The organism is Pseudomonas sp. SG-MS2, assembly GCF_009933855.1.
GTDB classification, from domain to species: domain Bacteria; phylum Pseudomonadota; class Gammaproteobacteria; order Pseudomonadales; family Pseudomonadaceae; genus Aquipseudomonas; species Aquipseudomonas putida_E.
This window is the reverse complement of the sequence record NZ_MOMO01000233.1, coordinates 45,608-57,696: the sequence shown is the minus strand read 5'-3', so window position 1 is coordinate 57,696 and position 12,089 is coordinate 45,608. Positions and strand designations below refer to the sequence as shown.

At 63.1% G+C, this 12,089-nt stretch carries 11 protein-coding genes; 2 read left to right on the top strand and 9 right to left on the bottom strand.

Annotated features, from left to right (window positions below; all coding sequences use genetic code 11):
* Nucleotides 1–144: 144 nt before the first annotated feature.
* The 4 genes from BLX42_RS20855 to BLX42_RS20840 form a co-directional block, all read right to left on the bottom strand.
* Nucleotides 145–1,101, bottom strand: a complete 957-nt coding sequence (locus tag BLX42_RS20855; RefSeq protein WP_161872521.1) for a FecR domain-containing protein — start codon at nt 1,099–1,101, stop codon at nt 145–147.
* Nucleotides 1,098–1,616: an RNA polymerase sigma factor gene (locus BLX42_RS20850; RefSeq protein WP_161872520.1), complete on the bottom strand. Its 519-nt coding sequence runs from the start codon at nt 1,614–1,616 to the stop codon at nt 1,098–1,100. The genes BLX42_RS20855 and BLX42_RS20850 overlap by 4 nt, the downstream gene beginning before the upstream one ends.
* A gap of 159 nt (nt 1,617–1,775) precedes the next feature.
* Nucleotides 1,776–2,486, bottom strand: a complete 711-nt coding sequence (locus BLX42_RS20845; RefSeq protein WP_046787540.1) for a PolC-type DNA polymerase III — start codon at nt 2,484–2,486, stop codon at nt 1,776–1,778.
* A complete protein-coding gene (locus tag BLX42_RS20840) occupies nt 2,483–4,420 on the bottom strand; it encodes a putative nucleotidyltransferase substrate binding domain-containing protein (RefSeq protein ID WP_161872519.1) in 1,938 nt (645 codons plus the stop codon). Before BLX42_RS20840 ends, BLX42_RS20845 begins: the two co-directional genes overlap by 4 nt.
* Nucleotides 4,421–4,605: 185 nt before the next feature.
* Here BLX42_RS20840 and BLX42_RS20835 point away from each other — a divergent pair, with 185 nt between their 5' ends.
* Entirely contained in the window at nt 4,606–5,049 is a 444-nt protein-coding gene (locus BLX42_RS20835; RefSeq protein WP_161872518.1) for a response regulator, read from the top strand.
* 96 nt (nt 5,050–5,145) lie between these two features.
* On the opposite strand, the gene BLX42_RS20830 is transcribed toward BLX42_RS20835, so the two are convergent.
* Nucleotides 5,146–7,323: a malate synthase G gene (locus tag BLX42_RS20830; protein ID WP_115273057.1), complete on the bottom strand. Its 2,178-nt coding sequence runs from the start codon at nt 7,321–7,323 to the stop codon at nt 5,146–5,148.
* 456 nt (nt 7,324–7,779) lie between these two features.
* Between BLX42_RS20830 and BLX42_RS20825 the strand changes: the two genes are divergently transcribed.
* Nucleotides 7,780–8,298, top strand: coding sequence for a glycine cleavage system protein R (locus BLX42_RS20825; RefSeq protein WP_012316603.1), 519 nt, complete (start codon nt 7,780–7,782; stop codon nt 8,296–8,298).
* Nucleotides 8,299–8,526: 228 nt separating this feature from the next.
* Here BLX42_RS20825 and rarD read toward each other — a convergent pair whose 3' ends face one another.
* From rarD to BLX42_RS20805, 4 genes are all read right to left on the bottom strand, one after another.
* Nucleotides 8,527–9,414, bottom strand: coding sequence for an EamA family transporter RarD (gene rarD / locus BLX42_RS20820; protein WP_046787543.1), 888 nt, complete (start codon nt 9,412–9,414; stop codon nt 8,527–8,529).
* A gap of 64 nt (nt 9,415–9,478) precedes the next feature.
* Nucleotides 9,479–10,453: a serine/threonine protein kinase gene (locus tag BLX42_RS20815; RefSeq protein ID WP_161872517.1), complete on the bottom strand. Its 975-nt coding sequence runs from the start codon at nt 10,451–10,453 to the stop codon at nt 9,479–9,481.
* Nucleotides 10,454–10,524: 71 nt separating this feature from the next.
* Nucleotides 10,525–11,289, bottom strand: a complete 765-nt coding sequence (locus BLX42_RS20810; protein ID WP_046787544.1) for a TOBE domain-containing protein — start codon at nt 11,287–11,289, stop codon at nt 10,525–10,527.
* Nucleotides 11,290–11,315: 26 nt separating this feature from the next.
* On the bottom strand, nt 11,316–12,053 hold the full coding sequence (locus BLX42_RS20805; protein ID WP_161872516.1) for a ComF family protein: 738 nt from the start codon (nt 12,051–12,053) through the stop codon (nt 11,316–11,318).
* Between the last annotated feature and the right edge of the window lie 36 nt (nt 12,054–12,089).

The following is a 12,089-nucleotide window of genomic DNA, read 5'->3' as shown; positions in this document are numbered from 1 at the left end:
GGATAAGTGCTAATTGCTTCCTTGCCGAGCGAGATTTCAGAAGTGACAGGGGTATCTGGAAAAAAAGTGGAAATGGTTTGTATTTGTACGCAGCCAGCTTAGGCCTCATCGCCGGCAAGCCGGCCCCACGGGGGCGCTATGGTGCTACTTGGGCACCACGCTCACCCACCACTGGGTATGCCGCTCGATCTTCACCGGCAACGCGGGCACCAGCGAAGCGAGGGCCAGGTCGGTATCGGTCAGCGGGAAGCTCCCCGTCACGCGCAGGTCGGCCACTTCATCGGCCACGCCCAGGTGGCCGCTACGGTATTGGCCCAGCTGCGCTACCAGGTCGGCCAGGCGGATGTTGTCCACCACCAGCATGCCGCGGGTCCAGGCATCCGCACCGGCTTGCACGGGTGCGATGCGGCCCAGGCCATTGGCGTTCATGAGCACCTGCTGACCCTCGCGCAGTACCTGCTCGTCGCCACTGTTGAGCGGCTGCGCTGCGACCGAGGACTGCAACACCTCCAAGCGGGTACCGTTATTTTCGCGACGCACCAGAAAGCGCGTGCCCAAGGGGCGCAGGCGGCCATCGTCGGTGCGCACCAGCAACGGGCGAGGGTCCTGGTGGCCGGTCTCCACCGAGATTTCACCCTGGTGCAGCACCAGTACACGCTGCTCGCCTTCGTAGTCGATGTCGACCGCGGTATGAGTGTTCAGGCTCAGCAGCGTGCCGTCCTCCAGGCGCAGGGTCCGCAATTCGCCGGTGGCGGTGCGCTGATCGGCCAGCCAGTAGCTTGCCGATAGCGATGGCGCGCCAACCCAAGCCAACAGTGAGCCGAGCAGGAACATGCCAGCCAGGCCGCCGCCCACCTTGGCCACCCGCCGGCGCAACCCTGCGCGCGATTGCTGCAGGGCCTGGCGCGCGGGGCCGGCGGCGGCACTGACCCGCTGATCGAGGGTGCCCAACTGGCGCCAGGCGCGAGCGTGTTCTTCGCTGGCGGCATGCCAGCGCATGAACTCGCTGCGTTCGTCGGGCGTACCGGTACCGTCGTCCAGGCTCAGTTTCCAGGCGATGGCAGCTTCAAGGACCCCGGCAGAAACCGGTGAGTTGTTCACGTAGGCTCCCCATACAGGGCCACATAGCACTGGCGCATGCCTTGGGCGATGTACTGGCGCACCCGCGATACCGATACGCCCAGGCGCTCGGCGATTTCGGCGTGGCCCATGCCGTCCAGGCGATTGTGCAGGAGCGCCGTGCGTGCCTTGCTCGACAGCTTGCCGAGCAGGCGGTCGATGGCCTTGAGGTCTTCGAGGATCAGGTGCTGGAGTTCCGGGGAGGGCTGCTCGGCTTCCGGCAAGCGGGCCAGTTCGGCCAGGTAGGCCTGCTCCAGGGCTGCGCGGCGAAAGTGGTCGAACATCAGCCCCTTGGCCACTGCAGCCAGGAAAGCGCGCGGCTCACGGGGGGTGTCCAGTTGTTCGCGCCCGAGCAGGCGCACGAAGGTGTCCTGGCTCAGGTCTTCGGCACGCTGGCGGCAGGCCATGCTGCGTTGCAGCCAGGCAAGCAGCCAGCTGCGATGGTCGCGGTACAGCGCACCGACCAGTTCGGCGTGTGGGCTCTGAGCAGAAGACAAGCAGTGTCCCCCCCGGAACGAATGCGTTAACTAACGATAATTATTCGCGATTGTTGCAGAGGCGGGGGGCGTGGCGCAATGGACGCTTATCGGGTTGCCACTGTCATGGTGGGGGCGGTGCCCGATATCACAGGTGCAGCCCCTTCAAAGGGTATGTTTCTAAAGCCCATGCCCCTGCACATTGCGCCGCCGCCACCCGCGCAAGCGCTGCTCCAGCTGCAATGGGCTGTCCAGCTGCTGGCGACGGGCCTGGCTGAACAGGATCAACGCCAGTTCAGCGGTGACTTGGGCATCAGCGCTGGCATGGTGGCGCTCATCCACCTGCAGCCCGAAGCGCGCCACCCAGTCATCCAGCCCTGCTTCGCGCAGTACCGTGTCAGGGTTGAGCATGGGCGCCAGTTCAGCAACATCGAGGAAGGGCTGTTGCAGGCGATGCCCAAGGGTTTCTTTCAATGCCCGAGCCAGCATGCGCTGGTCGAACGGTGCATGGAACGCCAGCACCGGGCTGTCACCGATGAACTCGAGCAGGTCGAGCAACGCCTCGGCCGGGTCGCTGCCTGCGGCCAGGGCGCTCGGGCCCAGGCCATGGATGAGTACACTGGCGTTGGTTTTCTGGGCCGGGCGGTGCAGGGTGCGCTCGAACTGCTGGGAGAAGTCGATGGCGCCGTCTTCGATGGCTACGGCACCGATCGACAGCACCTGGTCGCGGTTGGGGTTCAGGCCGCTGGTCTCAAGGTCCAGCACCACCCAGCGCTGCTCACGCAGCGAGCACACGCCCAGCGGTGCGGGTTTTGGCAGGCGCGCCAGGCGTTGATGCAGTGCACCGTCCAGGGCCGGCGCGGCAGGGCGCAGCCAGGCGAACAGGCTCATAGCTGGTACCGCAGGGCCAGGCTGCTTTGCAGGCGCTGCGCCTGGCGCAGGGACTCACGCAGGATGCGCCGGTCCAGATGGTTGAGGCTGTCCGGATCGAGGCGGTTGGAGTACGGCTGATTGTCGCGGGTCTGGCGCTGGTGCTGCTGCATGCGCGTTTGCTGGATGAAATGGTAGGCCTCTTCGTATGCCGCGCCGTCGAGCGCCTCGATAACGCCTTTGTCGACCAGCTGGCGCAGGCGCTCCAGGGTGTTGCAGGCACCGATGCCATTGGCCAGGGCCAGCAGCCGCGCACCATCGACGAAGGGGGTCAGGCCCTGGACCTTGAGGTCCAGGGTAGCGGCCTTGTCGTTGCCTTGGCGGGTCAGGACGAATTCGCGCAGGCGGCCTACCGGAGGCCGCTGACGCAAGGCGTTATCGGCCATCATGCGCTGGAAAATGCGGTTCTCGGCTACTTGTTCCAGCACGCTTTGGCGCAGCTGTTCGCACCCCTGTTCGTCGCCCCAGACCACACGCAGGTCGAAATAGATGCTCGAGCCGAGCAGGTTCTCTGGGCTGGCTTCACGGATGAAGCCGGCGAAGCGCCGTGCCCATTCAGTGCGCGACAGGCACAGCTCGGGGTTGCCTGCCATGACGTTACCCTTGCACAGGGTGAAGCCGCATTGGGCCAGGCATTGGTTGATGTAGTGGGCCAGAGGTAGCAGGCGGGCGCGAATGGCTTCGGCTTCGCTGTTGTCAGCTGCCTCGAACAGGATGCCGTTGTCCTGGTCGGTATGCAGGGTCTGTTCACCGCGCCCTTCGCTGCCAAAGCACAGCCAGCTGAACGGCACCCCAGGGTCGCCGCGTTCGGCCAGAGCCAGTTCGATTACCCGGCAGACAGTGTGGTCGTTGAGCAGGGTGATGATCTGGGTAATCTGGGTCGACGACGCGCCGTGGGCGAGCATGCGCTCCACCAGCTGGCCGATCTCGCCACGCAGCGCCACCAGCGAGTCCAGGCGCGGTGCATGGCGGATGGTGCGGGCCAGGTGCACGAGGTCGACTCGTTGCAGGGAAAACAGGTCGCGCTCCGAGACCACGCCGCACAGGCGCTGGTTGTCCACCAGGCAAACATGGGCAATGTGTCGCTCGGTCATGGCCATGGCCGCGTCGAAGGCGCTGGCCTGCGGGCTGAGGTAGAAGGGTTTGACAGTCATGTGCCGTTCGATGGCGGCACCGAGGTCGGCATCGACAGTAGCCACCACTTGGCGCAGGTCACGCAGGGTGAAGATGCCCACCGGGTAACGCTGCGCATCGACCACCACGATGCTGCCGACCTGCTGCTCGTGCATCGACCGCACGGCGTCGCGCAGCGGCGTGTCCGGGGTGCAGACCACCGGGTGACGCATGGCCAGTTCACCCAGCGGGGTGTTCAGTGAGTATTGGGTGCCGAGTGTTTCCACCGCTCGTTGGCGCACCTGCTGGTTGACCTGGTCAAGCAGGCTGCTGACACCGCGCAGCGCAAAATCCCGAAACACATCCGACAGGGAAAACACACGGATGAAGGCGGCTTTGTTCAATTGCAGGCAGAACGTGTCCTCGCCCGCCAGGTGCTCGGTGCGGGTAGCGCGCTCGCCGAGCAGGGCGGCCAGCGGGAAGCACTCGCCGCTGGTGATCTCGAAGGTGGTTTCCACGCCGGGCTTGACCAGGTGCTGGCGCTCACCGACCACGCGCCCCTGTTTGACGATGTAGAAGTGCTCCACCGGGCCGTCAGCGGGTTTGATGATGCTTTCGCCGCTGGCGTAGAAACGCAACTGGCACTGTTCCACCAGGAACGCCAGGTGGCTGTGTTCCATTTGGTTGAACGGCGGGAAACGCTGCAAAAACTGCAGGGTGCCCTGAATGTTCTGCAGAACGGCAGTTCTGCCCGCCTGGCTGTAGGCGTCGTTTTTGCTCATGACACTGACCGTATCGCTACGCCGAACTATATATATCTATATATAGGTGCGGCCTTGTTGTTCTCGGTCCCCATGGTCGGCTGACGGCCGTGCGGTGCCCATTGGACGTAAGTCTATGAGCGTAGTGTGATCAATATCGCAAGCTGCGGTCTTACCGGTGAGCAAGACTATTTGATGAGACGACCATGGTTGAGCATGACGACATCCTGAGTGACGCCGAACGTGAGGCACTGGCCGGGTTGAGTGCACCTGTTGCGCCCAGGCCGGTGGTATTGGTGGTTGATGACAACCCGGTGAACAGTGAGGCCCTGTGCCTTTACCTGAAGAGCAGGGGGATCGACTGCATGCAGGCCGATGGTGCTCAGGAGGCGATGTTCAAACTGCATTACGAACCGCGCATCGTCCTGATGATCACCGACCTGCGCATGCAGCCCAAGGATGGCCTGGAGCTTATCCGGCAGATTCGTGAGTCGGAACGGGCGGCGTTGTCGATCATCGTGGTGTCAGGCGACACCGATGTGAAGGAGGCGGTGGATGTGATGCACCTGGGGGTGGTGGATTTTTTGCTGAAGCCGGTGGATCTGGGGAAACTGCTGGGGTTGGTGAAGAAAGAATTGAAGCTTGAGTGAGCGGGAATGGGGCTGCTTTGCAGCCCTTTCGCGACACAAGGCCGCTCCTACAGGGGAGTGCGATCCTCCTGTAATTGGTGGAGCGGCCCCGGTGTCTTACAGCCCGTTACGCGCCTTGAACTCGCGGCGGCGACGGTGCAGTACCGGCTCGGTATAACCGTTCGGTTGCTTGGCACCCTCGATTACCAGTTCCACTGCAGCCTGGAATGCCACGTTGTCGTCGAAGTTCGGCGCCATCGGGCGGTACAGGGCGTCACCGGCGTTCTGCTTGTCGACCACGGCGGCCATGCGCTGGAGGCTTTCCAGCACCTGCTCCTGGGTAACCACGCCATGGCGCAGCCAGTTGGCCAGCAGCTGGGCCGAGATACGCAGGGTAGCGCGGTCTTCCATCAGGCCCACATCGTTGATGTCCGGCACTTTGGAGCAACCCACGCCCTGGTCGATCCAGCGAACCACATAGCCGAGGATGCCCTGGGCGTTGTTGTCCAGCTCGTTGCGGATCTCTTCGGCCGACCAGTTGGTGTCAGCTGCCAGCGGGATGGTCAGGATGTCGTCGACCGAGGCCGGGGCGCGGCTGGCCAGCTCGCGCTGACGCGCCTGCACGTCGACTTTATGGTAGTGCAGGGCGTGCAGGGTGGCGGCGGTCGGCGACGGTACCCAGGCGGTGTTGGCACCGGCCAGCGGGTGAGCGATCTTCTGCTCGAGCATGGCAGCCATCAAGTCCGGCATGGCCCACATGCCTTTGCCGATCTGCGCCCGCCCTTGCAGGCCGGTGGCAAGGCCGACGTCGACGTTGTTGTTCTCGTAGGCACCGATCCACTTTTCGTTCTTCATGGCGCCCTTGCGCACCACGGCGCCGGCCTCCATCGAGGTGTGGATTTCGTCACCGGTACGGTCGAGGAAGCCAGTGTTGATGAACACCACACGCTCGGCTGCCGACTTGATGCAGGCCTTGAGGTTGACCGTGGTACGGCGCTCCTCGTCCATGATGCCGACCTTGACGGTGTTGCGCGGCATGCCCAGCAGGTCTTCGACGCGGCTGAAGATCTCGGCGGCGAACGCCACTTCTTCAGGGCCGTGCATCTTCGGTTTGACGATGTAGACGCTACCGGTACGGGTGTTCTTGCGGCTGGTGTTGCCGTTGAGGTTGTGCAGGGCGATCAGGTTGGTGAACAGCCCGTCCTGGATGCCTTCGGGAATCTCGTTGCCTTGGGCATCGAGAATGGCCGGGTTGGTCATCAGGTGGCCCACGTTGCGCACGAACAGCAGCGAACGACCGTGAAGGGTCACGGTGCCGCCATTGGGCGCTGCGTACTCGCGGTCCGGGTTCATGGTGCGGGTGAAAGTCTTGCCGCCTTTGCTGACGCTCTCGGCCAGGTCGCCTTTCATCAGGCCCAGCCAGTTGCGGTAGACGATGACCTTGTCGTCGGCATCGACGGCAGCGACCGAGTCTTCACAGTCCATGATGGTGGTCAGCGCCGATTCCATCAGGATGTCTTTGACACCGGCGGCGTCGGTGCTGCCGACCGGGGTGCTGGCATCGACCTGGATTTCGAAGTGCAGGCCATTGTGCTTGAGCAGCACGGCGGTTGGCGCGGCGGCATCGCCGTGGAAGCCGATCAGCTGGGCGTCGTCACGCAGGCCGCTGTTGCTGCCGCCCTTGAGGGCAACGACCAGCTTGCCGCCTTCGATGCGGTAAGCGGTGGAGTCGACGTGCGAGCCAGCGGCCAGCGGCGCGGCTTCGTCGAGGAAGGCGCGGGCGAAGGCGATGACCTTGTTGCCACGGACCTTGTTGTAGCCCTGGCCTTTTTCGGCGCCGCCTTCATCGCTGATGGCATCGGTGCCGTACAGTGCGTCGTACAGCGAGCCCCAGCGGGCGTTGGCGGCGTTCAGGGCAAAGCGGGCGTTCATCACCGGCACGACCAGCTGTGGGCCGGCCATGTGGGCGATCTCTTCGTCCACATTCTGGGTGGTGGCCTGGAAATCGTCGGCTTGTGGCAGCAGATAGCCGATTTCCTGAAGGAAGCTTTTATAGGCGACGGCGTCGTGTGCCTGGCCTTTGCGTGCCTGGTGCCAGGCGTCGATCTTGGCTTGCAGCTCGTCGCGCTTGGCGAGCAGGGCTTTGTTCTTTGGGGCGAGGTCGTTGATGATCTTTTCTGCCCCGGCCCAGAACGCATCGGCCTTGACGCCGGTTCCAGGGATCGCTTCGTTGTTGACGAAGTCGTACAGGGCCTTGGCGACCTGAAGGCCACCGACTTGAACGTATCCAGTCATTGCTTGCCTCACCTTTGCTCAGCTATTTCGCTTTCGCTCTTCTGTATTAAGCCTGTAGCGCTTCTCTAAACACGGCACCAGTACATGCTCTCACCACTCACGAGAGCGGCTGGGTGCGGCTCGCCAGAAAGGCTGGCGGGCGGTTGGCGTATTTTCACAGGCGCCTTGGCAGACATCGTAACGACGTTTTGTAGTCCGCGCCGAGGCATACTACATGAAGCAGCAGGCCGGTGAACATCAGACTAAAAGCGTCGCTCCGCGACCGATTGGTCGCGGAGGGTCACGCTGGGAGTGGCTATGTTCGCAAAAAACCGGTGGATTGTTCCAGATAAATCTTGAAACAGTACACGATTAGTTCGGCAGACCGTCCTGCGGCAGGTTGCCGCGCCTTGCCTATACTGAACCAATCCCCCCGTATTCTCGCCGCTGCAGGCGGCACGACGCAGAGGAAGCCCTGTGGATCATCTTGTACTGACCGTGATTGCTCCTGACAAGGCCGGCCAGGTCGAACGGATTGCCCAGTGCATCGCCGACCACAACGGTAACTGGCTGGAGAGCCGTATGTCGCGTATGGCCGGGCAGTTCGCCGGCATCCTGCGGGTCGCGGTGCCGGCAGAGAGCTACGATGAGCTGGTGAAATCGCTTCAGGCCCTGGGGCAGTACGATATCCGTGTGCTGATCGCAGAAAGCGGCATCGAGCCTTCCTGTACCTGGAAGCCGATCGCGATGGAGTTGGTGGGTAATGATCGCCCAGGCATCGTACGTGATATCACCCGCTTGCTCGCTGACCAAGGGGTGAACCTTGAGCGCTTCACCACCGAAGTGCGCCCGGCGCCGATGAGCAGCGAGCCGTTGTTCCATGCCGATGCCTTGCTGGCGCTGCCATTGACCTTGTCGCTGGATGATCTGCAGCAGAAGCTGGAGAGCCTGGCGGATGACTTGATGGTGGAGTTGAAATTGCGGCCCCAGGATTGAGCCGAGGCGGTAGCGTGTTATCCCGATTAACCGGGGACGGCCCTGTGGATAACCTGGGGGCGCTCCTCGCTAGCCCAGAGACGGCGAGCTCTCCCGCTGTTTGGTCAAAAAACAGCCACTAATCAATGGCTTGTGCACAAAGCACGGGGACGAGGGTGTGGATAACCTCTGGAGATGTTCTGCCAGGCCACGGCCGGCGTGGCCTGCAGAGTTTTGATTGTTTTTTGATCAGGCGCGCTTGCGCAGGTTCAGCCAGGCATCGACGCTGTAGAGCGCCAGGCCAGCCCAGATGCACAAGAAAGCCATCAGGCTGCTGGAAGACAGGTGCTCGTCAAATAGCAGTACCGCTTGCAGCAGTACCAAGGTCGGCGCCAGATACTGCAGGAAGCCCAGGGTGGTGTAGGGCAAGTGCCGCGCAGCGGCGTTGAAGCACACCAGTGGTATCAGCGTTACCGGCCCGGCTGCGATCAGCCATAGCGCTTCGCTGCTGGTATAGAAACTGCCTTGTGCACTCATCGCGGCAGGGTGCAGCAGCAGCCAGCCAAGCGCCAGGGGCACCAGCATCCAGGTTTCCACCACCAGGCCGGGCAGCGCCGCCACCGGTGCCTGCTTGCGGATCAGGCCGTAGAAGCCAAACGTCAGCGCCAGTACCAATGACACCCAAGGCAGGCTACCGACTTGCCACACCTGTTGCGCCACACCTACTGCGGCCATGCCCACTGCCAGCCATTGCAGGCGGCGCAGGCGCTCACCCAGCAAAAGCATGCCCAGCAGCACGTTCACCAGCGGGTTGATGTAGTAGCCCAGGCTGGCCTCGAGCATGCGCCCGTTGTTGACCGACCATACGTAGGTCAGCCAGTTGCCGGCAATCAGGGCGCCACTGAGGGCAAGAATGGCCAGGCGGCGGGGGTTGTCGCGCAGCTCGCGCCACCACCCTGGGTGCTTCCACACCAACAGCAGCAGCGAACCGAACAAAGCGGACCAGAGCACCCGGTGCACGATGATCTCAACCGCCGGGACACTTTGTATGGCTTTGAAATAGAGGGGGAACAAGCCCCAGATGATGTAGGCCGAGAGGCCAAGAATGTACCCGCGACGCGGGTTTGCGGCGTGCATGCAGAATCCTTGCTTAGGTAGCTAAATACAGCGACGCCTATTGTAGACAGACCTTTGCAGGCATTTAGAACAATTTCAGGGGTTGCTCGTCGAGTGCCGCTGTTTGCTCGCGCAGGGCCAGGATCTGATCGCCCCAGTAACGCGGTTGGCCAAACCAGGGGAAGCTGCGCGGGAATGCCGGGTCGTCCCAGCGCCGTGCCAGCCAGGCGCTATGGTGCAGCTGGCGCAAGGCGCGCAGCGGTTCGATCAGGGGCAGCTCGCGCGGGTCGAAATCGTGAAACTCGTTGTAGCCGTCGATCAGCTCTGCCAGTTGGCCCAGGCGTTCTTCACGGCTGCCGGCCAGCATCATCCACAGGTCTTGCACGGCCGGGCCCATCCGGCAGTCATCGAGGTCGACGACGTGGTAGACGTCGTCGCGATGCATCAGGTTGCCGGGGTGCAAGTCGCCGTGCAGGCGCATGACCTGATGTGGGGTGCGTGCGTAGATGTCTTCGACCCGTTTGAGCAGCTCGCGCGCTACAGACTCGAACGCGGGCAGCAATTCCCGAGGTACGAAGTTGCCATCAAGCAGGGTTTGCAGGGAGGCGTGGCCAAAGTTATCCACAGTCAACGCTTCGCGATGCTCGAACGGGCGTGTTGCCGCCACGGCATGCAGGCGGCCCAGCAGCTGGCCCAGACGGTAGAGCTGGTCGAGGTTGCCTGGCTCCGGTGCGTGGCCGCCGCGGCGGGGAAACAGTGTGAAGCGAAAGCCCTGGTGCTCGAACAGGGTCTGTTCATTGTGTTGCAGCGGGGCGACCACCGGCACTTCGCACTCAGCAAGTTCGGCGGTGAAGCGGTGTTCTTCAAGAATCGCTTCATTGCTCCACCGGCCGGGTCGATAGAACTTGGCGATCAGTGGTTGCCCGCCTTCGATACCCACTTGATAGACGCGGTTCTCGTAGCTGTTCAGGGCCAGTACGCGGGCGTCGCTGAGAAAGCCGAGGCTCTCCACGGCGTCCAGTACCAGGTCGGGGGTGAGGGTCGCGAAGGGGTGAGACATGGTGGCTCCGGGGTGGGCTGCAAGGGCTCATGGTATCAGTGCCGGCCCTCTGGCGGGGTGGCGCGACCAACCTACACCGGTACCCCCAGCAATACATGGGAGGGATGAAACTGCACCCGGACCTGGCTACCTGTTGTCACTGCCTCTCGTGCCAGCCAGTGCGCCTCGGCAAACGCACAGAGTGTCTGGCCATTACCCAGCGCCAGCCTCACTTCACTGGTGTCATGCCCATCCGCAATCACCTCTTCCACAGTTGCCTTGAGCACATTGCTGCCCGCTTCGGCTTCATCTGCGGCGCTCGACAACTGCACCCACCCGGCCTTGAGCAACGCCACCACCATGGTGCCGAGCGTCAGCTCCAGGCGTGCAGTGCTGTCATGGGTAATCAGTGCCTCGATTTCCAGCCCGCCACCCAGCGCCAGGCTCACGCGGTCGTGCCGCCCTTCGCGGCGCAAGCCGCTGACCTGGCCTTGCAGCTGGTTGCGGGCACTGGTGCGCAACATCAGGCGCCCAAGCAGGTCAAGGTCGCTGGATTCTTCGGCAGCCTCGAGAATCTGGGCCTGCAAGGCCTGCAAGCGTTGGTAAAGGCGCAGTACCCGCTCGCCTTCGCCCGACAGGCGTGCGCCACCGCCGCCGCGCCCGCCGGTGCTACGCTCGACCAGCGGCTGGCTGGCCAGGTTGTTGAGTTCGTCTATGGCGTCCCATGCGGCTTTGTAGCTTATGCCTGCCGCCTTTGCGGCGCGGGTGATCGAACCTTGCTCAGCGATATGCTGAAGCAAAGCGATGCGCTGTGGGCGGCGAGCGATGTGCTGGGTGAGCAGGGCGGGCAGGGTCATGATGGCGCCTATCTGGGACTGACCGGTCAAGCTTGCCCCGGTTTTGCCGTGCGTGCCAGGCAATACACATCAACGCGGCGTGCGCCGGCGCCGCGCAGCAGGGCGGCGATGCTTTGCGCCGTGGCACCGGTGGTCAGCACGTCATCGACCACGGCCACATGCAGGCCGTGCAATGCGCTTTCATCAACCACCGCAAAGGCCTGCTGCAGATTACGCCGTCTGGCCTTGGCATCCAGGCTTTGCTGCGCCGGTGTTTCGCGGGTGCGCCGCAGCAATCGCTCGTTGCAGTCGATTGCCAGGGCCTTGGCCAACCACTTTGCCAGCATGCCTGCCTGGTTGAAGCCACGCTCGCGCTGTCGACGCTTTGCCAGTGGCACAGGCAACAGCAGCGATGGCCTGGCCAGGCCATCGGCAAAGCGGTGGCGCAAATCCAGGCTGAGCATTTCGGCCATCAAGCGCCCTAATGGCCACTGGCGATTGTGTTTGAAGCGGCTGATCAGTGTGTCCACGGGAAAGCCGTAATACCACGGCGCCACCACTTGTTCGAAGGCCGGGGCACGGCGACTGCACTGGGCGCAGGTCAGGCCGGCCATTGGCAGCGGTAGCGCGCAATGCATGCAGTACTCACTCAGCCAGGGCAGGTCCTCCTCGCACGCAATACAGATGGGGTGGGGCTGCTCGGCAGAAGTGCCGCACAGCAAACAGGTATGTTCAATATTTATACACTTGTAAACCAGTGCTTTTAACCAAGGTTGACAGTTCATAGGCCTTCCATGACTATGCGAGCTATCCGTGATGCG